Source organism: Actinoplanes rectilineatus (assembly GCF_000962825.1).
GTDB lineage: Bacteria > Actinomycetota > Actinomycetes > Mycobacteriales > Micromonosporaceae > Actinoplanes > Actinoplanes rectilineatus.
In genome coordinates this window covers 23851-43760 of sequence record NZ_JZKF01000076.1, presented here as the reverse complement: position 1 = coordinate 43760, position 19910 = coordinate 23851, and the positions used below count along the sequence as shown (strand labels likewise).

The 19910-nt window shown below is 70.4% G+C and carries 22 protein-coding genes and 1 pseudogene; 11 read left to right on the top strand and 12 right to left on the bottom strand.

Annotated elements, in window-relative coordinates; translation table 11 throughout:
• Positions 1-166: 166 nt before the first annotated feature.
• Both WH85_RS36435 and WH85_RS36430 read right to left on the bottom strand, forming a co-directional pair.
• Positions 167-1651: an FG-GAP-like repeat-containing protein gene (locus WH85_RS36435; RefSeq protein WP_083449525.1), complete on the bottom strand. Its 1485-nt coding sequence runs from the start codon at positions 1649-1651 to the stop codon at positions 167-169.
• A gap of 268 nt (positions 1652-1919) precedes the next feature.
• Positions 1920-3518: an amidohydrolase family protein gene (locus WH85_RS36430; RefSeq protein WP_281179122.1), complete on the bottom strand. Its 1599-nt coding sequence runs from the start codon at positions 3516-3518 to the stop codon at positions 1920-1922.
• A 99-nt stretch (positions 3519-3617) separates the two neighbouring features.
• On the opposite strand from WH85_RS36430, the gene WH85_RS36425 reads away from it, so the two are divergent.
• Both WH85_RS36425 and WH85_RS51025 read left to right on the top strand, forming a co-directional pair.
• Positions 3618-4241 carry a TetR/AcrR family transcriptional regulator gene (locus WH85_RS36425; RefSeq protein ID WP_045746667.1) on the top strand — a complete coding sequence of 208 codons (624 nt, stop codon included), beginning with the start codon at positions 3618-3620 and terminating at the stop codon, positions 4239-4241.
• Positions 4242-4321: 80 nt separating this feature from the next.
• Positions 4322-4405, top strand: a pseudogene (locus WH85_RS51025) (IS5/IS1182 family transposase); the annotation flags it as partial.
• 75 nt (positions 4406-4480) lie between these two features.
• Here the strand turns inward: WH85_RS51025 and WH85_RS36420 are convergent.
• Positions 4481-5074, bottom strand: a complete 594-nt coding sequence (locus WH85_RS36420; protein WP_045746678.1) for a TetR family transcriptional regulator — start codon at positions 5072-5074, stop codon at positions 4481-4483.
• 40 nt (positions 5075-5114) lie between these two features.
• On the opposite strand from WH85_RS36420, the gene WH85_RS36415 reads away from it, so the two are divergent.
• Positions 5115-5711, top strand: a complete 597-nt coding sequence (locus WH85_RS36415) for a cupin domain-containing protein (protein ID WP_245674240.1) — start codon at positions 5115-5117, stop codon at positions 5709-5711.
• An 82-nt stretch (positions 5712-5793) separates the two neighbouring features.
• On the opposite strand, the gene WH85_RS36410 is transcribed toward WH85_RS36415, so the two are convergent.
• On the bottom strand, positions 5794-6669 hold the full coding sequence (locus tag WH85_RS36410) for a helix-turn-helix transcriptional regulator (protein ID WP_045746666.1): 876 nt from the start codon (positions 6667-6669) through the stop codon (positions 5794-5796).
• Between the two features lie 9 nt (positions 6670-6678).
• On the opposite strand from WH85_RS36410, the gene WH85_RS36405 reads away from it, so the two are divergent.
• Positions 6679-7770, top strand: coding sequence for an NAD(P)-dependent alcohol dehydrogenase (locus WH85_RS36405; RefSeq protein WP_342669818.1), 1092 nt, complete (start codon positions 6679-6681; stop codon positions 7768-7770).
• A gap of 262 nt (positions 7771-8032) precedes the next feature.
• Here the strand turns inward: WH85_RS36405 and WH85_RS53390 are convergent, their stop codons facing one another.
• On the bottom strand, positions 8033-8242 hold the full coding sequence (locus WH85_RS53390; protein WP_245674239.1) for a hypothetical protein: 210 nt from the start codon (positions 8240-8242) through the stop codon (positions 8033-8035).
• Between WH85_RS53390 and WH85_RS54240 the strand changes: the two genes are divergently transcribed.
• From WH85_RS54240 to WH85_RS36385, 4 genes are all read left to right on the top strand, one after another.
• Positions 8216-8323 (top strand): universal stress protein, encoded by a 108-nt coding sequence (locus WH85_RS54240; protein ID WP_425394686.1) that lies wholly within the window; start codon positions 8216-8218, stop codon positions 8321-8323. The genes WH85_RS53390 and WH85_RS54240 overlap by 27 nt on opposite strands.
• The gene (locus WH85_RS36395; protein ID WP_045746664.1) at positions 8320-8688 is read left to right on the top strand and encodes a hypothetical protein; all 369 of its coding nucleotides are present in this window, start codon (positions 8320-8322) and stop codon (positions 8686-8688) included. Before WH85_RS54240 ends, WH85_RS36395 begins: the two co-directional genes overlap by 4 nt.
• Before the next feature lie 126 nt (positions 8689-8814).
• Positions 8815-9768, top strand: coding sequence for a universal stress protein (locus WH85_RS36390; RefSeq protein WP_157411442.1), 954 nt, complete (start codon positions 8815-8817; stop codon positions 9766-9768).
• A gap of 84 nt (positions 9769-9852) precedes the next feature.
• The gene (locus WH85_RS36385) at positions 9853-10326 is read left to right on the top strand and encodes a universal stress protein (protein WP_045746663.1); all 474 of its coding nucleotides are present in this window, start codon (positions 9853-9855) and stop codon (positions 10324-10326) included.
• A 224-nt stretch (positions 10327-10550) separates the two neighbouring features.
• Here WH85_RS36385 and WH85_RS36380 read toward each other — a convergent pair whose 3' ends face one another.
• The 5 genes from WH85_RS36380 to WH85_RS36365 form a co-directional block, all read right to left on the bottom strand.
• Entirely contained in the window at positions 10551-11300 is a 750-nt protein-coding gene (locus WH85_RS36380; RefSeq protein ID WP_083449522.1) for a sigma 54 modulation/S30EA ribosomal C-terminal domain-containing protein, read from the bottom strand.
• 193 nt (positions 11301-11493) lie between these two features.
• On the bottom strand, positions 11494-11610 hold the full coding sequence (locus tag WH85_RS54235) for a dsRBD fold-containing protein (protein ID WP_425394685.1): 117 nt from the start codon (positions 11608-11610) through the stop codon (positions 11494-11496).
• 105 nt (positions 11611-11715) lie between these two features.
• Positions 11716-12699, bottom strand: coding sequence for an aldo/keto reductase (locus WH85_RS36375; RefSeq protein WP_045746661.1), 984 nt, complete (start codon positions 12697-12699; stop codon positions 11716-11718).
• 74 nt (positions 12700-12773) lie between these two features.
• Positions 12774-13661 (bottom strand): aldo/keto reductase, encoded by an 888-nt coding sequence (locus WH85_RS36370; RefSeq protein ID WP_045746660.1) that lies wholly within the window; start codon positions 13659-13661, stop codon positions 12774-12776.
• 12 nt (positions 13662-13673) lie between these two features.
• Positions 13674-15062 (bottom strand): MFS transporter, encoded by a 1389-nt coding sequence (locus WH85_RS36365; protein WP_045746659.1) that lies wholly within the window; start codon positions 15060-15062, stop codon positions 13674-13676.
• 100 nt (positions 15063-15162) lie between these two features.
• Here WH85_RS36365 and WH85_RS36360 point away from each other — a divergent pair, with 100 nt between their 5' ends.
• Positions 15163-16035 carry a helix-turn-helix transcriptional regulator gene (locus WH85_RS36360; protein ID WP_045746658.1) on the top strand — a complete coding sequence of 291 codons (873 nt, stop codon included), beginning with the start codon at positions 15163-15165 and terminating at the stop codon, positions 16033-16035.
• A 155-nt stretch (positions 16036-16190) separates the two neighbouring features.
• Here the strand turns inward: WH85_RS36360 and WH85_RS47710 are convergent, their stop codons facing one another.
• Together WH85_RS47710 and WH85_RS36350 are read right to left on the bottom strand one after the other, a co-directional pair.
• Complete coding sequence (locus WH85_RS47710; protein WP_211275556.1) at positions 16191-16493, bottom strand: flavodoxin; 303 nt, start codon at positions 16491-16493, stop codon at positions 16191-16193.
• Between the two features lie 59 nt (positions 16494-16552).
• Complete coding sequence (locus WH85_RS36350) at positions 16553-17731, bottom strand: aldo/keto reductase (protein ID WP_045746657.1); 1179 nt, start codon at positions 17729-17731, stop codon at positions 16553-16555.
• A 298-nt stretch (positions 17732-18029) separates the two neighbouring features.
• Between WH85_RS36350 and WH85_RS36345 the strand changes: the two genes are divergently transcribed.
• Positions 18030-18869: a helix-turn-helix transcriptional regulator gene (locus WH85_RS36345; RefSeq protein WP_045746656.1), complete on the top strand. Its 840-nt coding sequence runs from the start codon at positions 18030-18032 to the stop codon at positions 18867-18869.
• A gap of 77 nt (positions 18870-18946) precedes the next feature.
• Complete coding sequence (locus tag WH85_RS36340) at positions 18947-19699, top strand: SDR family oxidoreductase (protein ID WP_045746655.1); 753 nt, start codon at positions 18947-18949, stop codon at positions 19697-19699.
• Positions 19700-19910: the final 211 nt, after the last annotated feature.

Genomic DNA, 19910 nt, shown 5'->3' with positions numbered 1-19910 from the left:
CGGCCGCCGGGGGTTGCCGGTTTTTGTTCGCCGCGGGGGGGGGGGGGGGGGGGGGGGGGGGGGGTGGGGGGGGTGACACCCCGGCGCCCCGCCGCCCGTCCCCGCCACGGCGACGATCAATCACGGTCAACCCGGGACGGCCGGCCCGCCGTCCCGGAGCAGCACATCAGGAGAGGGTACGCACCTGAGTCCGGGTACTGATCGGCGCCGACCCGTCACCGTTCAGCGGATAGAGCCATCCGGCGCCGGAGACCAGCGCGAACAGATCCTGCCGGCCGTCACCGGTGAAATCGGCGGCCGCCACCTCGGTGTGGCCCTGCCAGCCGGAGGCGACCTCGACCCGGCCACCCGGCAGCGACAGGCCACTCTGGCCGGTGTTCGGGTAGTGGAAAAGCTTGCCGGTCGCGGACTCCACCGCCAGGATGTCCGCCAGGCCGTCACCGGTGAAGTCCCCCGCGACGAGCTTGCCGAACGCGCCCCAGCCGGCCCGGCCGATCTCCACCCGCGCGCCGAGCTGCGACAGCCCGGTCAGGCCGGTGTTCGGATAGAGGAACAACTTGCCGGTCGCCGACTCCACCGCGACGACGTCGGCGAGACGGTCCCCGGTGAAGTCACCGGTGATCAGATCGGTGAGAGCGTTCCAGCCACTACGGCCGATCTCCACCCGCGCGCCGGGCAGCGACAGACCACTCTGGCCGGTGTTCGGATAGAGGAACAACTTGCCGGTCGCGGACTCCAGAGTGACCAGGTCGGCGAGACCGTCACCGGTGACGTCACCGGCCGCGATCTGACTGAACGCGTTCCAGCCGGCCCGGCCGATCTCCACCCTCGGGGCCACCACATGACCGGTGGAAGTACCCGGGAACAGCCACAACTTGCCGGTCGCCGGCTCGATGGCCGTCACGTCCGGGTGAGCGTCACCGTCGAAACGACCAGCCTGGACCTTGGCGAATCCGCTGAAGTCCGCCGGGACCGAAGTCGCGGCGGCCAGCCAACCGGACAGATCCCCGACCAGGACCGCCTGCGCGGCGCCGGTACCGCCCGCTGGCGCGTCCAGGCAGCCGCGCTGGCCGGCCGACGCAGCGAGGGCCAGCACGTCCGAGCCGCGCACCAGCGGCGCTCCGGCGTCCCCCTTGCACAGGGCGGCGTCAGCGGCAGCCGCGGTCAGCTCGGCGGTGACACCGGAAACCTGCGTGACCTGGAAATCCGCCCGGTGCGCCTGGTCCGGCACCCAGGTGGTCGCGGTACGGCCCCAGCCCGCGAACGTCAGCGTCTCCCCCGCGGACGGGGTGCCCGCCAGCTTCGCGGGTTCGACAGTGGTGACATCGGCGGACAGACGCGCGAGGGCGACCGCCCGGTCCGGGTGCTTGAGCACCTCGGTCACCGTACGGGTGACACCTGCCACCGAGACGGTGGCGGCCGGGGTGGCCTGCCCGGTGAAGCAGAGCGCCGAGGTCAGCACCCACTGCTTGTCGACGAGAGCACCGGAGCAGCCCTGCGCGGGAAGTCCCGTGGCGTCGGGGACGACGACCCGGGCGGCGTACCCGGGCACCGCGGCGGAGGTTCCCCCGGCCACCGCGAACGCCGCGGCACCGGTCAGCACCACGGCCGCCGCTCCGGAAAAGGACGCGAGAATCAATCGGTTTCGCACAGGCGGTGATCCTAACCAGACAATCCGCTACACGCTGCCCCGTACCCGGCAGACCATGGCGCATGCCTTCCGCCTACGCGAACAGGTGCTCGACTGGACCGCCGCGGGCGAGGTCATGAGGCAGGTGCTCCGCGCGGTCGAGCACTTCTCGACGCCACAGTGCCGGCAACGTCAGATGTCAGAACCCTCGGAATGCCGGCACATCACGAACCGCGGTCGTGGCCGGACGACGGCGGGCCGCCGGGGCGGCGTAGCCGCATGCCGAAGATCAGTCCTGTGCCGTCATGAGCCGCCCGATGCGTGCTTCGAGATCGGCGGACGTGTAGTCGTGTCCGTCGCGCATGACGAGGGAGATGGAACTCAGCCCCTCGATCGAGGCCAACGGGTCGGCGTCGAGAAGGAGCAGGTCGGCGTCCATCCCCGCGGCGATTCGGCCCATCCGGTCGGTGCGCCCGAGGTAGCTCGCCGGCTGGCTGGTCGTGGCCTGCAGAACCTGGAGCGGAGTGAGACCTGCGCGTCCCAGTTCGCGGAACTCGATCGCGAAGCTGTTGCCGACCCCGCGACCGTTGCCGTCGGTTCCCGTCATGATCGGCGCCCCTTCCTTCGCCCAGATGCCCACGGTCTGGAGGGTGCGTTCGTAGTACTCGTGGAGGATGTCGAGGTCGGCGGACGGGGTGGAGCGGAACGTCGCGACGGCGGCGAGATGTTCCTCCTGTTCCTTGGCGGGGAGCTGCTTGAGCCAGGGGTCGTCACGGAACTCCGCATCGTCGAGGGCGTACTTGCTCCTGATGTTGGCCATGGTCGGGATGTTCCAGGTCCGCTTCGCGACGAAGGATCCGGCGAGCTCGGTCGCGCGGTCTTCGGAGTAGGTGTCGAAGGCCTGCTTCAGCAGAGCGAGCTGGCCGGCATCCGTGGTGTTGGTGGCCGGGCCGAGGAAGTTCTTCTTCAGGAAGGTGTCGAAGGCCCAGCCGGCGAAGGGGATGCCGGCAGCCCAGGTGGGGAAGGGCAGCGTGGACGGGGTCTGTGCCCAGAGTTCGTCGGCCTTGGTGGAGAGTGTGAGGAAGACGCTCGAACCGGTCCCGAGATGCTCGATGGAGTCGAAGCCGCTCTCGGCCGCAGCGTCGATGCGTACCGGCGGAGGCAGGTGACCCGCGATGCGCAGGCCTTTCTCGTGCGCCGCGTCGATGGCGGCGAAAAAGACTTCTCGGTCGGTCAGGACCATCTTGATGAAGTCGGCACCCTGATCCCACTGGCGGGCGATCTCGGTCCGGGCGTCGTCGACGCTGTTCGCGTTGAACGGCAGGAGCAGCGCGCCCGGCAACTGCAGGAGGCGCGGGGCTGTCTCGTTCAACCCGAGCCGGTTCTCGGCGCGTCTGGTCAAGAGCTCCTCGGAACCCTCCATCTGGCGAATCCCAGTGATGCCCTGGGACAGCATCAGCGCGAAGCCGAGCTCCGTGCTGGGCGACTGGAGCACGTGGGTGTGCATGTCGTTGTAGCCCGGGACGGCGAAGCGCCCCGCGCCGTCGATGACACGCAGGGACGACTCGACCGGCGCCGACGCGGTCGGCATGACGTCGGCGATGCGCCCGTTGCGCACGACGATCGACCGACCGGCACGGCGGCTACCGTCGAGCGGGTCGATGACGGTCACGTCGTCGATCCGCACGCCGTCCGCAGCGGTGACGGTGGTTCGTGGCGGCACCACCGGCGCTGTCGCGCTCCTGATCGTCTCGTCGGCGACCACCCCGAGTCCCACAAGAGCGGCACCCGATCCCACTCGTTTCAGAAAGGTCCGCCGCGTGCTGCGCCGCGCCGGCTTCACCTCCGAGGGACCACGTTCCACCTGCTCGGCGCCCGAATCGTCCATATCCTCAGGCATCAAACTTCACTCCTTCAGTAGCGGAGTTGATCGTATCACCATTATTGATAGCTCTATCAACTTTGATGATGGCTGTAGAGTTGAGGCATGCCAGCCCCCGACGCACCACCCCCCGCCCGGCAGAACCGCCGCAAGGAACGCACGCGTGCGGCCCTCATCGAAGCGGCCCAGCACCTCCTCTCCGAGGGTGAGGATGCGCACGCCAGCATCCAGGCGATCACCGAGCTCGCTGATGTCGGATTCGGCTCGTTCTACAACTACTTCTCCTCCAAAGAGGAACTCTTCGAAGCGGCGGCGACCACGGCCGTCGACGACTACCTGCGCTGGCTCACCGAACGCCTGCCCGATGACGCCGATCCTGTTGATCGTCTGATCGAGAGCGTGCGCCACACCGGGCGGCTGGCTCTCGAGCAACCGCGGATCGCCGCGATCCTCACCCGCCGCCTCGCACTGCTCGACGACGGCAACGATCCGCGCGGCCAGAGAATCCGGGCGGACGTACGCGCCGCGATGACCGCGGGCGGCGCAGTGCCGGAAACGCTCGAGTTCGACATCCTCGTCACCGCCACCCTCGGTGCGATCACGGCCGTTCTCCGGCGAACGATCTCGCTCTCGCCCGCAGAGACCGCCGAAGCCTCCGACGTGCTCGCCCACGCTGTCTTGCGACTGCTGAGCCTGCCTGCGGTGGAGGTGACCCGTCGAGCACCCTGAGGTGATCCGAGTAGCGGCTCGGCGGTGACGCAGCGTCACAGCACGTTGGCGGCGAGAGGGTGGGACCCCACAGGACGGCCCACGGCGGCGACATCCAGGTGATCACCGCCCCCGACGGCCGTCCCCTGCGGACCTCCGACGTTCGTCCCGGCCGAGAGCACGACCGTCACCGCGGCCCGCGCCGACCCGGACCTGCTGATCACACGTGACCCACCGTCAACATCAGACGGCTACGCGGATCACCTCGATGCCCTCGGCCGCGCAGACATATCAGCAGCGGCGAGGACCGTCAGGTCGAACTCGTGCTGTGCGAGATCGGCGAAAGATCGGTAGACGGGGCTCGCGGCCCAACGCTCGTACGCCGCACCGTAGATGGCTGCGCCCACCATGCCCGTGAGGTCTGCCGTGCCGTCGGCGACGTTGCGCGCCCGGAGCGCGTCGGTCATCGCCGCAGCAAGCACGGCACGCTTCCGCGCCGCACGCTCCCCCAAGGACGCCGAGGACGCGATCAACCGCGCCCGGAGCGCGGCATGACGATGCCGGTCAGCGTCGAAGATGCCGTCCGCGGCGAGGACCGCAGCACCCACCAGCTGGAGAGGCGAGGCATCCGAGGGTGCCCCTGCGATCGCCTGCCGGAACGTATCGGCGAGGAGGTCCTGGCCCCAGAACAGCACCTCCGGCTTGTCGTGGAAGTAGCGGAAGAAGGTCGCTTTGGACAGCCCTGCGCGCTGCGCGATTTCGGTGGTCGAGACCGCGTCAAAGCCGCGCTCGGCGAACAGCTCGAGGGCTGCATCTTCGAGACGCGCATGCGAGTCGGGCAGCCAGCGAGACACAGTCGCATCGTAGCCGCACGACCCGATGAGACCAAGTCTCATGAAGATGTACGCTGATGAGACCAAGACTCATCACGAGTCGCGTCCGAGAACCGAAGGAATCCCCTTGACCAGACGAGTTGTCACCGGGCACGACGCCGAGGGCACGTCACGCGTCGTCGACGACCGCACCGTGGATCCCGTCACGTCGGATCTGATGCCCGGCTTCGCAGCGCACCGGCTTTGGAGCCGCGACGACGTCCCCACGTTCCCCGACGACGGATCGCCCAGTCCCACCGCGACGTACTTCCCACCCGTGGGTGGGTCACGTTTCGTGGTCATCACTCATCCCCCGGAGGGCGCAACGCCAGCACCGGACGTGGACCTCGCTGCGGCAGCGGAGAAGTTCGAGTGGGAGATGCCCGGCGTGATGGCGGCGTCGGAACCCGACGGCATGCACACCAGCGACACCATCGACTACCTGATGGTCGTTCGCGGCGAGGCGACGCTCGAGCTCGGCGACGGTTCGGCGACCGTACTCCGCGAGGGAGACGTCGTCGTTCAAAACGGCACGCGTCATGCGTGGCGGAACCACGGCTCCGAACCCTGCACGCTCGTCGCCGTCTCCATCGGTGCAGAGCGCACAGCTCAGCAGTGACTCGCCCCCTGACACACGTTCAACCGATCAGAAAATATCCAGCGAGTGTGCGGCGCGGCCGCCGCCATGCCGATCGCCGGAGTCAGGATTGCCCGACCGGCACAGCCACCGGGGAGAGCGTATCGACCAGGCGGGCAAGCAACTGCAGGCGTTCGCTGTCGGGGCTGTCCTCCTCGGCGGTGTAGGCGACGATCATCGGTCCGGGTGAGGCGCCCGGCAGCCGATAGGCGTCCCAGTCAAGGGTGAGCTCGCCGACGAGCGGGTGGACGACGCGCATCCGGCCGCGGGTCGTCTCCTCGATGTCGTGCCGGCCCCAGAGCGCACGGAATTCGACGCTGTGCACCGCGAGTTCACCGACCAGGTTCAGGGCCCGCGGGTGGTTGGGGTCGGCGGCCACCGCGGTCCGCAACATTGCGGTCAGTTCACCGACGGTGGCAGCCCGGTCGGGACAGGTCAGGTCGGCACCGGGCTGGAGGAGCAGCCACAGCATGTTGCGCTGCGGCACTGGCAGTGCCGTCAGCTCACCCAGCAGAGCACCGGCCAGCGGGTTCCAGGCCAGCACGTCGAGGTGCCGGCCGACGACCAAGGTCGGAGCGGTCATCGTACGCAGCAGCCGCAGCGTGGTCGGCGGCACCACTTCGGGCGCGCGCCGCCGGCGCCGATGTACGGGCCTGCGTGCGGCGGCGGCGAGGGTGTGCAGATGCCGGGTCTCCTCGGCGGAGAAGTTCAGGGCCCGCGCGAGGGCGTCGAGGACCTGCTCGGACGGCCGCACGTCCCGGCCCTGCTCCATCCGCTGGTAATAGTCCGAACTCACCCCGGCCAGCAGTGCGATCTCCTCACGCCGCAGCCCGGGGACCCGGCGACGCGGCCCGGGTTCCAGTCCGACGTCCTCCGGTCGTAGCCGGGTGCGCCGGGCTTTGAGGAAGTCCGCGAGCTCTCGGCGGGGATCATCGTCCATGAGCCCAGTATGCGGTCGAGGCGCGTCCCAAGGTGGGTCTCGTTATCCCAGGAAATACCGGCCGCCCACGATTGCCGTCCAGCCCTTCAGGCTCGGTGGGAGCAGAAGTCCACGACCGAGAGGGCCATGATGATGAAGGCCGCCCAGATCTTTTCGTACGGAGCACCGGACGTTCTCACGGTGGGTGAGGTCGAGCGCCCTGAGCCGGGCCCAGGCCAGGTGCTCGTCGGTGTCGCGGCGTCGAGTGTGAACGGGCATGACGCGCTGGTTCGCTCGGGAGCCATGAAGATCGTGTCGGGTCGCCGGTTCCCGATCGGTGTCGGTCTGGACTTCGCCGGCTTCGTCGCCGCGGTCGGAACGGGTGTCGACAGTGTTCGGCCCGGCGAGCCCGTGTGGGGCACCGTGCACCCGAGGGAGAAACATGCGGTCGCGGGCGCCGCCGAATTCGTCGTCGTCGCGGCGGACCGGGTCGCGCCCATGCCCGACGGGATGTCAGCGGTGAGGGCTGCGGCGCTGGTCGTTCCCGGGATCACCGCCTTGGCCGCGCTCCGCGGCGCAACACACCTGCAAGCGGGCGAAAGCGTGCTGGTCCGTGGCGCGGCCGGCGGCGTCGGTACGGCCGCAGTCCAGCTCGCACATGCGCTCGGCGGCCGGGTGACCGCTCTCGCCCGCACCCGGCACACCTCCGCGCTCACCGACCTGGGCGCCGAACGCGTCCTCGACTACCGGGAGACCACACCGGATGATGCCGGCACGTTCGATGTCATCGTCGACACCGTGGGCACCGACCTCGCCCGGTACCGCCGCCGGCTCACCAAGGGCGGCCGGATGGTCACCGTGGGCCTGTCCGGTCCGGCCATCGCCGCCATCGCCGCCTCCGCCGTCTTCGGTTCCCGCCGCATCCGTACCTTCAGCGCCGACCCCCGGACCGCGCAGCTCACCGAGCTCACCGAGCTGGTCACCGCCGGCGCGATCGTCCCGGTGATCGACGGCGTGTACCCGCTCACCGACATCACCGCAGCGCACCGCGCCTTCGACAGGGGCGGCGCCGTGGGCCGGCAGATGGTGCAGATCTCGGAGATCGGCTCTACCGATCGGTAAGCACCACGGCGACCACATCGGCACGTCGAAAGCCGCATCCATCACGTCCGCGACGCGACTTCCGTGAAGACCCGCACCAAGCCGGCACCGGCAACGGAACCGCTGTCATCGCAACACAGCGTTACACCGCGATCGGCTGGCACCGAGCCACCGGTACGACCACCGTCGCCCGCCACACGGCGGAGCTGGTCCACGCCGACGAAACACCGGTGCGGCAACCCGCCGCCGGCATGGCAGCCACCATCGCCGTCGGTCCCCCGAGCTACGTCGACGACGTCATCGGCGGCATGATGGACCGTGCCGTGGACGCCGCCCGGCAGTCCCACCCGCCGGCCTCGGTCACCGGCACAGTGGTCCGCGCCCGCCCGGCCGCCGCGCTGATCCAGGTGGCCGCGACCGCACACCGGTGGTCGCCGGGTCCCGGGGACGCGGCGCGATCCGCGGAATGCTGCTCGGCTCGGTCAGCCGGCATCTGGCCCGCCACTGCCCGTGCACCGTCGCGATCGTCCACTCCCTCACCGGAACGGCACCGACCGAGAGGAGACGGTCATGACGGCGAACCGGGTCATCCGGATCCTCGATCCGGCCACCGGCGAGTGGATCACCGTCTGCCATGGCCCCGACGCGGCCGGGGCGTGCCCGCTGGCCGGCCCGGACGGCGTGGCGCCCCGCTCCGGTCTCCTGATCACCCCGGACACGTCCGACACCACGTACTGGCAGTTGCGGATACCGCGGGGATACCGCCACTGCGACGTGCCGTGGAACGAGCGGGTACGCACCTGCGTCCGTAAGGCGGAGGACGACCGCCGCCGCTGGCAGACCGGCCTGAACCGGGAGACCGACCGGGTGCGGGCGCTGGCCACCTGCCCGGCCGGTCTCCGGTGTCGACGTGACCGGCCGGGCACCGTGACCCCGTAGCCGCCACCGGCGCGACCTAGGGCCTGAAGGCCCTGGTCGGGGGCCTTTCGGCCCTGTCCGTGCGGGTACCACCCGCCCTAGCGTGAACGTGGGTGAGTTCTCGCTCGGCTTGTGGAGGTGTACCGCATGACCGTTTCGGAATCGGCTCCGGCCGTCGTCGTCGGAGCGCATGAGTCCCCCGAGCGCCGCAACCCCGCCGGGGCCGGCGCGCATCCGGTCGTCGCCGGGGTGAGCGGGTCTCCGGGAAGCCGGCATGCGGTCGAGGCCGCCGCGATGGAAGCCGCCACGCGCGGCCGGCCGCTACGGCTGGTGCACACGGTCACCTGGCATCCCGGCGCGGCGGATCCGTCCCGGCCGGTCGGTGACCTGTTGCGCGGCGCGCGGGCCCAGGCCGCCAGGGTGGCGCCCGGGCTGCGCATCACCACCGAACGTCTCGAAGGGCAGCCGCTGACCGGTCTGCTGCGCCTGTCCCGCCACGCCGTACTCACCGTGATCGGTGACGGTAACCTGAACGAACGCACCTGCCTGCCCCGGGAGGCGACCGCGGTCCAGCTGGCCGCCCGGGCATTCGGCAGCGTGCTGGTGACCCGGGTGGCGGACCCGCCGGACGGGCCGGTGCTGGTCGGCGTGAGCGGCTGTGACGTCACCGTGCCGGTGCTCGCCGTCGCCTTCGACGAGGCTGCACGCCGGCACACCGGCCTTCTGGTGGTGCACGTCGGCGACGACCCGCGCCGGGCGGAGGTCCTCGCCGACACGGTCGCCCTGCACGCGCTGCGGTCCGGCGTGGAGGCCCGGTTCCGGACCCTCACCGGCGACCCGACCACGGTCCTGCGCCGCGAGTCCCGGGAGGCGTCGCTGATCGTGGTCGGCGCCCGCGGCGAGTCGCCCTATCACGGCCTGCTCGGCTCGGTCACGCAGACGGTGCTGCACCACGGCTACGGACCGGTCGTGATCGTCCGCGGCACCGCCGGCCAGGGCACATCGGCCCTCTCGCCCGGCCGCCGTCAGGACGGTGCCCCGCTGGGATCGCCTTCTCCGGCATCATCGTCGGTCCCCCGCAAGAAGCACAACGGCTCGTAACCCGCGGACCACCGACCGTGTCGACCACGGGCTATCCCGCCGTACGGTACAGCCACAACCATCACCCGCCGAAGGAGGCGGAGAATGAACCACCATCTGATCGTCGTAGGCGTGGACGGCTCGGACAGCGGCCTGCGAGCCCTGGATTGGGCAGCCCGGCACGCCACCGGGCGGAACACCGCGGTACAGGCGGTGATGGCCTGGGCCTGGGACGGCATCGAGGCCGACGTGCTCACCGTGACCTCCCCGCAGGAGCAGCAACGGCTCGCGGCCGAGATCCTGGACCGCCAGGTCAAGACGGTCGTCGCGGAACACGGATCGCATCTGCCGATCGCGGCGGAGACCATCGAGGGCAACCCGGCGATCGTACTGACCACCGCCGCCCGCGGGGCCGACCTGCTGGTGCTCGGCAGTCACGGACACGGCCGGTTGCGGCACTCCGTACTCGGCTCGGTCAGCGAGGAGTGCATCCGCAAGGCGACCTGCCCGGTCGTGGTCATCCCGTCCCGCGACCGGCAACCGCAACCGGACCGGGAAGCGGTCGTACCCGCCGGTTGACCCGTCGTCATCGGCACTCGCCAGAGCCGCCGCCCCGCGAGCCCATCCCGATCGCTGTTCACAGGATGGACTCGCGGGGCGGCGGGACGGCCGGGACCTGTGGCCTGAACAGAAGACCCGCGAGCGGCGATGATCGATGCACACCTACGCCGTTCGACGACCAGGTGGCGGTGCGAGCCCACCGGACGGTTCAGCCCGGCATCCGGCGTCCGCCGCCCGGCAGGTCAGCCGAGCGACTTGATCAGCCCGAGGTTCCCGTCGAAACGGTGGTACACCACGCAACCCCGGCCGGTGCGGCTGTCGGTGAAGAACTCGAACCAGCGTTGCGGCGCCGCGTTCAACCGCCGCACCGCGTCCAGCGGCGACAGGATCGGTGTCGTGTCCGGCCGCTGCCGGATCAGCGCGTGCCCGCCGTCGCGGCGCCGGTGCACGACCGCACTGCGCCCGCTGCTCTCCTCGATGAACAGGTGGAAATCGTAATCGCGCATCTCCATGGTCAGCACGGCGATGTCCGGCGACTGCACGGCAAGCGGGAAGCTCTTGCAACGGGACAGCACTCCGGGCGCTGACCGCCCCGGTACCGGCATCACGCCCGCCGACGGCAGGAACGGCGCGACCGGCCCGGCGCCGAGCAGGCAGAATCCGGCCCGTTCCGCGGTCAGGTGCCGGGACATCAGATCGAGCCGGCAGCGCAGCCGGGACGCGGCACCGGCCGTGGCCCGGGCGACGGTGCCGGTGGTCGTCTGGACTCGGACCAGCCGTTCGGCCACCATCACGTTGACCTGCACCACGGCGACCGGTGCCGGCCCGCGGTCACGGCTGATCCGTAATCGGGGACGATCCGCGCGTTCGACGCCGGCGACGGCACCGGCGATCGCCCGCTCGGCGGCCACGATCTCCTCCATCGTGACGGCACCGTGCGGGAGGACCCGCACAGCGGGTGGGCGGACGGTCCTGCTCAGGGTGTCGGGCATCGTCCGAGTAGACCGTCGGGCACCGGCCGGTGGCAGGGCCGAAAGTCCCGGGCCTCTGGTCACACGACGAGGTTCACACACCAGGGTGAACTCCCCCCTCCCAGCACACCGGTCGGGACCTCCGGTCAGCACGATCCCGCCGATCACGGCGCCGAGACCACCGTGGCGGCCCCGGCGCGGATCCGGCGAGCCGTCAACCCGGCAGACGTACCGGCCGGTGGGTGACCTCCTCGGTGTCGGCAGCGGTGACGTCCAGCAGCTGGTACGCCAGGTCGGCCGGCGCCCGGGCGGCGGCCGGTTCGTCACCGATCTCCGGGATCTCGCGGTCCCGGGGCCCGGCGGGCGGTTCCCTCGCCGCGCACCTGCGGCCGGGCCTCGGTGCGCAGGACGGCCACCGCGCGGGCCCCCGGCGCGCTCAGCGTTCGATCATCTGCATCTGCTCGTCGGTGTGGTGCCCGCCTTCGGCCACCGGCAGCGCGTCGAGCGTGGCGATCTGATCAGGTGTGAGCGTGACGCCGTCCGCGGCGGTGTTCTCCTCGACCCTGGCGACCCGCTTGGTTCCCGGGATGGGCGCGACGTCGTCGCCTTTGGTCAGCAGCCAGGCCAGCGCGACCTGGGCCGGGGTGGCGCCCACCTGGTCGGCGATGTCCTGCACCTGGTCGGCAAGGCGCACGTTGCGCTGGAAGTTCTCGCCGGTGAAACGCGGATTGGTCTTGCGGAAGTCGCTGTCGTCGAGCTTCTCGATGTCGGCGGGGGTGCGTAGGGCGCCGGTGAGGAAGCCGTGCCCGAGCGGCGAGTACGGCACCAGGCCGATCCCCAGTTCCCTCAGCACGGGCAGGATCTGCTCCTGGTCGCGGGTCCACAGCGAGTACTCCGACTGCAGCGCGGTCACCGGGTGCACGGCGTGCGCGCGGCGGATCGTGCCGGTCCACGCCTCGGACAGGCCGATGTACCGGATCTTGCCCTGTTCGACGAGTTCGGCGAGGGCGCCCATGGTGTCCTCGATCGGGGTCTCCGGGTCGACGCGGTGCTGGTAGTACAGGTCGATGTGGTCGGTGCCGAGCCGCTTGAGTGAGCCTTCGACGGCGGTGCGGATGTTGTCGGGGCTGCTGTCGCGATGCCACGGGCCGGCGCCGCCGTGCGCGATCAGGCCGAACTTGGTGGCCACGACCACCCGGTCACGGCGTCCCTCGAGTGCCCGGCCGACGAGTTCCTCGTTGCTGTACGGGCCGTAGATCTCGGCGGTGTCGATCAGGGTGACTCCGAGGTCGATCGCACGGTGGATGGTGCGGATCGATTCGGCGTCGTCGCTGCCGGCGCCGGTGTAGCCGTGCGACATACCCATCGCGCCCAGGCCGATCCGGGAGACTTCCAGTTCACCGAGCTTGGCGGTACGCATGTTGACTCCTCCGTGTCTTCTCGTACGGGAAAGGGGAGACCTCGCCGCCCCGCGGGGCGGCGAGGTCGCACCGGTCAGGCTTCGGGGATCGGCCGGCCGAAGGTTTCCAGGGTGATCGCTTCCGGTTCCGGGCCGCCGCGCTTACCGGTGTCCAGGGCGTCGATCGCGGCGAGTTGCTCGGCGGTCAGGTCGAAGTCGAACACGTCGAAGTTCTCCGCGATCCGTTCCGGTTTCGTCGACTTCGGGATGACCTGGCGGCCCTGCTGCAGGTGCCAGCGCAGCATCACCTGCGCCGGTGACTTGCCGTGCGTCTTGGCGATCTCGCCGATCGCCGGGTCCTGCAGGGTGCTGGTGTGCTCACTGTCGCGGTAGAACGTGATGCCACCGATCGGCGACCACGCCTGGGTCAGGATGTCGTGCTCGGCCCCGAAGTCCTGGACCTCGCGCTGGGCGAAGTACGGGTGGACTTCGATCTGGTTCACCGCGGGGACCACCGTCGCCTTGTCCAGCAGGGCGGTGAGGTGGTCGACCATGAAGTTGCTGACGCCGATGGCGCGGACCTTGCCGTCAGCGTAGAGCTTCTCCAGCGCGCGGTAGGCGTCCAGGGTCCTGTCGAAGTCCGAGGGCAGCGCCTGGTGCAGGATCAGCAGGTCGATCTGCTCGACACCGAGCTTGGCCGTGCTCTTGTCGAAACCGTGCAGCGTCTCGTCGTACCCGTAATCGCTGATCCAGATCTTGGTTTCGAGGAACACCGCGGAGCGGTCGACCCCGGATTCGGCGATCGCCTCGCCGACCTCGCGTTCGTTGCCGTACGCGGCCGCGGTGTCGATGTGGCGGTAGCCGGCTGACAGGGCCGCCTGCACGGCGGCGCGGGTCTCGTCCGGCGGGGTCTGGAAGACGCCGAGCCCGATCGCGGGGATCTCGACGCTGTTGTTCAGCGTCAGGTTCGGAACGGTGGTCATGAGAGTTTCCTTTCAGCGGTGGCCATCGCGTAGCGCCAGGCTCGCGGCGGCGGTGAGGACGATGAGGATCGCGGTGGCCGTCAGGCTGATGTGCAGGCCCGAGCGGAAGGTCGCCTGGCCGGCGACGACCGCGCCGTAGGCGGCGACACCCAGCGAGCCGCCCATCTGGCGGAAGGTGTTGAACACGCCGCTGGCGGTGCCGGCCCGTTCGGCGGGGACGCTGTCGAGGATCAGCGCGGTGGTCGGCGGGACGGTGAACGAGCCACCGACACCGACCGGCACCATGACCGCGGCGACCAGCCACACCGGCGTGCCGGCCGGCAGCAGTACCAGCCCGATGAGGCCGGCGGTCATGACGAGTTGGCCTCCGATGATCGTCGCGGCCGCCCCGAACCGGTTCGCGGCGCGCGCGGCCAGGGGGTTGAATCCGGCGACCAGCCCGGTCATCGGCAGGAACAGCAGGCCGGTGAGCAGCGGTGTCGCGCCGCGCTGCTGCTGGAAGTACAGCGATTGCAGGAAGACGACGCCGTAGAAGGCCGCCATGTTGACGAACCCCACCGCGAGGGTGACGCTGACCGTCCGGGACCGGAACAGGTCCAGGGGCACCATCGGGTGCCGGCCCCGCATCTGCGCGATGAGGAACACGGCGGCGGCGAGGACCGCGAGGGCGAACGCGGCGAGGATCCGGGGGTTGCCGTACCCGAGTTCGCCGCCCTCGATGACCGCGAAGGTGAGCGCGCCGAGCGCGAGCACGGCGGTGACCTGACCGATCCCGTCGAACGGCACGACGGTGCGGGGCGAGTCGGCGGCCCGGCGCAGCACCAGCACGGCGACGACGCCGACCGGCAGGTTGAGAAGGAAGATCCACCGCCAGTCGAGCTGGGTCAGCGCCCCGCCGAGTACCGGTCCGGCCGCGGCGGCGATCGATCCGCCCATCGCCCACAACGCGATCGCCCGGGCCCGGGCGGCGCTGTCGGCGTAGGCGGCCCGGATCAGCGCCAGTGAGGTCGGTGTGACCAGCGCCGCGCCGATGCCCTGCAGCACCCGCGCCGCCACCAGGAACCCCAGCCCCGGGGCGAGCCCGCACGCTGCGGAGGCCACCACGAAAATCATCATGCCGATCCCGTACGCCCGGCGCGCCCCGATCCGGTCGGCGAACGTGCCGGCGAACAGCAGCAGCGCCGAGAACATCAGGGTGTAGGCGGTGACCACCCACTGCAGCCCGGACAGGCTGCCCCCGACGTCACGGCTGATGTCGGGCAGGGCGACGTTGACGACCTGGGTGTCGAGGGTGACGACGGCGAAGCCGAGCATCGCCACGATCAGGGATGCGCGTGCCCGGCCGGGCGGCGCCGTGATGCGGTCGCCGGGGTCGAGCACCGTGGTGAGGGGGCGGGACATGTTTGCAGCAAACCCTCTGCCGGCCCTGGTGAGGAGGCCCTCTGCAAAGGGGTACCAGCAGGGACCCCCTCCCCCGGGGTCCGATGCCTAACCTGAGTTCATGGACAACCGCAGCGAGGTGAAGGCCTTCCTCAGCTCACGCCGGGCGAAGGTGAATCCCGAACAGGCCGGCATTCCCTCGTACGGCAACCGCCGGGTCGCCGGGCTGCGCCGCGGAGAGGTCGCCGCGCTGGCCGGGGTCAGCGTCGAGTACTACACCCGGCTGGAACGCGGGAACCTCGGCGGCGCCTCGGACAGTGTCCTGGACGCCGTCGCCCGGGCGCTGCGGCTCGACGAGACGGAGACCGCGCACCTGCATCACCTGGCTCGCGCCGCCGGGCCGGCCCCGGCCCGTGCCCGTGTGCGCCGGGACAAGGAGCCGGAGATCCGGCCGGCCGTCCGCCGGGTGCTGGACTCGATGACCGGGGTGCCCGCCTTCCTGCGCAACCACCGCTTCGACATCCTGGCCGCGAACCCGCTGGGCAGGGCGCTGTACGCGCCCATGTTCGCCGCGAGTCCGGCGCTGCCGGTCAACTCGATGCGCTTCACCTTCCTGAACCCGCACGCTCAGGCGTTCTACCCGGACTGGGCGGCGATGGCCCGCTCCGCTGCCGCCGCGCTGCGCATCGCCGCCGCCCAGCACCCCGACGACCAGCACCTGATGAATCTGATCGGCGAGCTGTCCATGCGCAGCGAACCGTTCCGCGGCTGGTGGGCCGCCCAGGACGTGTACGTGCACCGCAACGGCGCCAAACGGTTCCGGCACCCGGCCATCGGCGAACTGGAACTGGAGTACGAGGCGCTCGCACTGCCCGGCGACGAGTGCCTGACCATGTTGACCTACTCCGCGCAGCCCGGCACACCGTCCGGTGACGGCCTGGAACTGCTGGCCACGTGGGCCGCGACGCAGCAGAGCGTCACGGCCCAACGGTGACGATGACGATGACGGTGCCGCTCACGCTCGCGTCGAGGCCGGCTCCACGACCGTGATGCCGGACGGCGCACCGCCTCGCACCGGCGGTCCCCACGTGCTGTCGCCGCGGCTGCGGAGAAGGACGGTCGTGGGTACCGGTCTCCGGGAGGTGGAGGTCAGCGGGGAAGCAGGCCGATGCGGCGCAGCCATGCCTCGACGGCGGGCTGCGCATCGGCGACCTCCTCGCCGCGCACGGCAAGACCCTCCCCCAGCTCGGCGGTGGGACAGGAAGAGGCGTAGTCACGCTCGGTGTTTCCGAGACCGCTCATCGCGTACGTGGTGAGGGGGTGGATCGTCTTGCCGGCGAAGTCGAGTCCTTCGGTGAACGTCGTGCAGGCGCTGAGGACCGTCCCGGACGCGGTTCCGGCCGCGCCGAACAGGGCAGCCCGCAGCAGCGTACGGCGTGGGTGTGGGGTCATCGCGGACATCATCATCACTCCGAAGTGGGGGAAGCGGCGGCCGGTCCGGCCCTGCCACGTCACGGCATCGGCGCTTCGACCCCGGTGCCGGCGAGCACCGGCGCCGGTACCCGCGCGCCCCGGATCGTGATCGCGTTCAGCGCGGTCGTGAACTGCCGCAGCTCGTCGCCGGCGAACGTGACCTCCTCGGCGCCCAGGTTGTCCAGCAGATGCGGGGTGCGGGTGGCGCTCGGAATGGGCACGATCCACGGCTTCTGCGCCTGCAGCCAGGCCAGCGACAACTGCGCCGGAGTGACGCCCTTGCGTACCGACCAGTCGTGCAACAACTGCACGACAGCCATGTTGGCCGTGATGTTCTCCCGCGAGAACCACGGCACCGAGGCCCGGAAGTCCCCCTGGACGAACCGGGTGTACGGGTTGATGGTCCCGGTGGTGAAGCCGTACGCCAGCGGCGCCCAGCACACGAAACCGATGCCCAGTTCCTCGCAGAGCGGCAGAACCTGCTTCTCCGGGTCCCGCGCCAGCAGGTCGTACTGGTTCTGGATCGCCGTCAGCGGCTGCACCGCGTGCGCCCGCCGGATCGTCTGCACCCCCGGTTCAGACAGCCCCCAGTGCCGGACCTTACCCGCCGTGATCAGCTCCTTGACCGCGCCGGCCACGTCCTCGATCGGAACCTGCGGGTCCACCCGGTGCTGGTACAGCAGGTCGATGTGGTCGGTGCGCAGGCGACCCAGCATGCCGTCGACGGCCTGCTTGATGTGCTCGGGCCGGCTGTTCAGGCCGCCGCGCTCCCCGGTCTGCTGATCGACCTCGAAACCGAACTTGGTCGCGATCACCACCCGGTCACGCACCGGTTCCAGGGCCTCGCCGACGATCCGCTCGGACTCCAGCGGCCCGTACACCTCGGCGGTGTCGAAGAACGTGACACCCTGGTCGACCGCGGTCCGGATCACTTTGATCATGTCGGGGCGGCTGCTCACCGGCCCGTACAGATTCCCGGGCATCGTCTGGCAGCCCAGGCCGACGCTGGACACCTCCAGCTCGCCGAGCTTGCGGCGGGTGGTCAGCGTGGTCGCGGCCGCGGCGGTCTCCCCTCCCGCGGCGGCCGCCGGGGTGGTGCCCTGCGCCGCGGACGGCTCGTCGTTCGCCGTGCAGCCGGCCATCCCGGCGACCAGCGACGTCGTGGTCACACCGGCCGCGCCGAGCAGGAACCGGCGGCGGCTGTTGTCGTCAGGCATTCCGTACCCTCTCGTTTCCGCGAATGGACGTTCTCACCTCAGACAACACCGATCCTCAATGGCTGGGGAGTCCCTGCCGAAAGGGGTCGGAACAGGGACCCTCTCCGGCGTTTGATCCCGGTCCAGCGGCGAACCACCGCTGGTGACACCGCGGCCGGCATCGCGGCTGCAGGTCGCCGTCGCCGACGCCCCGGATCGGGCGGTAGCCGGGGTATGCGACACCTAGGCTGAACGTGGCCTTCATATCCCGTTTCATTCCGGCGATGCTGGATGCACGCCGGAAAGAAAGGAGGTCGACATGGACGACAATGCGCTCGGGGAGTTCCTCCGGCATCGACGGGAACGGTTACGGCCGGAGGATGTGGGCCTGCCCGGTGGGGGCCGTCGCCGCACTCCCGGGCTGCGCCGGGAAGAGGTCGCGAGCCTGGCGGCGCTGTCGCCGGATTACTACGGCCGGCTCGAGCAGGGCAGGGTACGCACCCCGTCGGCAGCGGCGCTGGCCAGCCTCGCGCGAGCGATCCGCCTCACCGGCGACGAGCAGGACTACCTGTTCCGCCTCGCCGGGCTGCGGCCGCCGGAGCCACGCTCACCGCTGGCGCACGTCGACCCGGCGATGTTGTATCTGCTGGACGCGCTCGAGCACACGCCGGCGCAGGTCACCGACGATCTGCTCACCGTCGTCGCCCAGAACCGGGCGGCGGAGAACCTGCTGGGCGTCTGGGCCGGTTTGCCCGGTTACGAGTCCAATGTCACGTGGCGCTGGTTCACCGATCCGGCGTCGCGGGACAGCAACGATCCGGCCGAGCACGAGCGCATCGGCCGGGCCTATGCGGCCGACCTGCGGGCCGGAGTCGCGCAGCGGTCGACGAGTGACCGGTTCGCGCAAGAGCTGGTGGCCGACCTGCTCGGGCGCAGCGCCGAGTTCGGTCAGCTGTGGGCGCAGCAGCAGGTGGTGGCACTGACGTCGACGCCGAAACTCATCCGGCACCCGCTGGTCGGCGAACTCGACCTGCAATGCGACGTCGTGCTGAGTCCGGCCACCGGCCACCGCCTCATCATCTTCCGGCCCCGGCCCGGGTCCAACGCCCACGAACAGATCGCTTTCCTGGACGTCCTCGGGAATCAGAAGTTCGCCTGAATCTCCCTGCTTTTCATCGATCACCCGGGAAACGCGGACATCTCCGCGTGCCCGAAATCGGAACTCGAAGGAACCCCGTGAACATCAGCGGAAACACCATCTTCATCCCCGGCGCCACCTCCGGTATCGGCCTCGGCCTCGCGCTGCGCCTGCAGGCCAAGGGCAACACCGTCATCGTCGGCGGACGCCGCACCGCCCTGCTCGAGCAGATCGCCGCCGAACACCCCGGCATCGGCACCGTCACCATCGACGCCACCGACCCGGCATCGATCGCCGCGGCCCGCGACGAACTCGCCACCCGCTACCCGGCCCTGGACACCCTGATCACCATGGCCGGCATCATGGAACCGGAGGACCTGCGCGACCCGGCGTCGCTGGACGTCGCCGAACGCACCGTCACCCTCAACCTGCTCGGCACGATCCGCCTGGTCAACGCGTTCCTGCCCGGCCTGCTCGCCCAGCCCGCCGCAACGGTCATGACGGTCAGCTCGGGTCTGGCGTACGTGCCCCTGCCGGCGACGCCGACGTACAACGCCACCAAGGCCGCGGTCCACTCCTTCACGGAGAGCCTGCGCGTGCAGCTCACCAAGAGCGATGTCCAGGTGATCGAACTGGTGCCGCCGGCCACCCGCACCACCCTGATGAACCAGCAGGACTCCGACGTGGCGATGCCTCTGGAGGAGTTCCTCGACGAGGTGATCAGCCTGCTCGAAGCCGACCCGAAGGCCGAACAGATCCTGGTCGAGCGGGTCAAGTGGCAGCGCAACGCCGAGGCCGAGGGCCGCTACGCCGACGTGCTGGGCGTGCTCAGCGGCCGGTACCGCTCCTGACAGACCGCGACCGGCCAAGCGGTCGAGCACTACCGCGGCGAGTACGGCCGCATCCTGCGCGTCGAAGTCCGGTAGGCGGATCGGGATCCCCTGATGTCCGTCATCAGCCACCGCACCCGGCGCATCGGCTGGAGCGACGGGCCGGCGGGCCCGGTGTCCCCGGTCGGCAAGAAGGGTGACGGGGGCGGCGTTGGGCAGACCCGATCGCCGC

What these genes read in the sequence shown, in the direction of transcription:
- WH85_RS36345 (WP_045746656.1), top strand. Translation starts at nt 18,030, where the DNA reads ATGGACGACAATGCGCTCGGGGAGTTCCTCCGGCATCGACGGGAACGG.
- WH85_RS53390 (WP_245674239.1), bottom strand. Translation starts at nt 8,242, where the DNA reads ATGCCGGCTGACCGAGCCGAGCAGCATTCCGCGGATCGCGCCGCGTCC.
- WH85_RS36390 (WP_157411442.1), top strand. Translation starts at nt 8,815, where the DNA reads ATGACCGTTTCGGAATCGGCTCCGGCCGTCGTCGTCGGAGCGCATGAG.
- WH85_RS36425 (WP_045746667.1), top strand. Translation starts at nt 3,618, where the DNA reads ATGCCAGCCCCCGACGCACCACCCCCCGCCCGGCAGAACCGCCGCAAG.
- WH85_RS36370 (WP_045746660.1), bottom strand. Translation starts at nt 13,661, where the DNA reads ATGACCACCGTTCCGAACCTGACGCTGAACAACAGCGTCGAGATCCCC.
- WH85_RS36350 (WP_045746657.1), bottom strand. Translation starts at nt 17,731, where the DNA reads ATGCCTGACGACAACAGCCGCCGCCGGTTCCTGCTCGGCGCGGCCGGT.
- WH85_RS36365 (WP_045746659.1), bottom strand. Translation starts at nt 15,062, where the DNA reads ATGTCCCGCCCCCTCACCACGGTGCTCGACCCCGGCGACCGCATCACG.
- WH85_RS36405 (WP_342669818.1), top strand. Translation starts at nt 6,679, where the DNA reads ATGCGGTCGAGGCGCGTCCCAAGGTGGGTCTCGTTATCCCAGGAAATA.
- WH85_RS36410 (WP_045746666.1), bottom strand. Translation starts at nt 6,669, where the DNA reads ATGGACGATGATCCCCGCCGAGAGCTCGCGGACTTCCTCAAAGCCCGG.
- WH85_RS36380 (WP_083449522.1), bottom strand. Translation starts at nt 11,300, where the DNA reads ATGCCCGACACCCTGAGCAGGACCGTCCGCCCACCCGCTGTGCGGGTC.
- WH85_RS36430 (WP_281179122.1), bottom strand. Translation starts at nt 3,518, where the DNA reads ATGGACGATTCGGGCGCCGAGCAGGTGGAACGTGGTCCCTCGGAGGTG.
- WH85_RS47710 (WP_211275556.1), bottom strand. Translation starts at nt 16,493, where the DNA reads ATGACCCCACACCCACGCCGTACGCTGCTGCGGGCTGCCCTGTTCGGC.
- WH85_RS36385 (WP_045746663.1), top strand. Translation starts at nt 9,853, where the DNA reads ATGAACCACCATCTGATCGTCGTAGGCGTGGACGGCTCGGACAGCGGC.
- WH85_RS36360 (WP_045746658.1), top strand. Translation starts at nt 15,163, where the DNA reads ATGGACAACCGCAGCGAGGTGAAGGCCTTCCTCAGCTCACGCCGGGCG.
- WH85_RS36375 (WP_045746661.1), bottom strand. Translation starts at nt 12,699, where the DNA reads ATGCGTACCGCCAAGCTCGGTGAACTGGAAGTCTCCCGGATCGGCCTG.
- WH85_RS54240 (WP_425394686.1), top strand. Translation starts at nt 8,216, where the DNA reads ATGCTGCTCGGCTCGGTCAGCCGGCATCTGGCCCGCCACTGCCCGTGC.
- WH85_RS36415 (WP_245674240.1), top strand. Translation starts at nt 5,115, where the DNA reads ATGAAGATGTACGCTGATGAGACCAAGACTCATCACGAGTCGCGTCCG.
- WH85_RS36395 (WP_045746664.1), top strand. Translation starts at nt 8,320, where the DNA reads ATGACGGCGAACCGGGTCATCCGGATCCTCGATCCGGCCACCGGCGAG.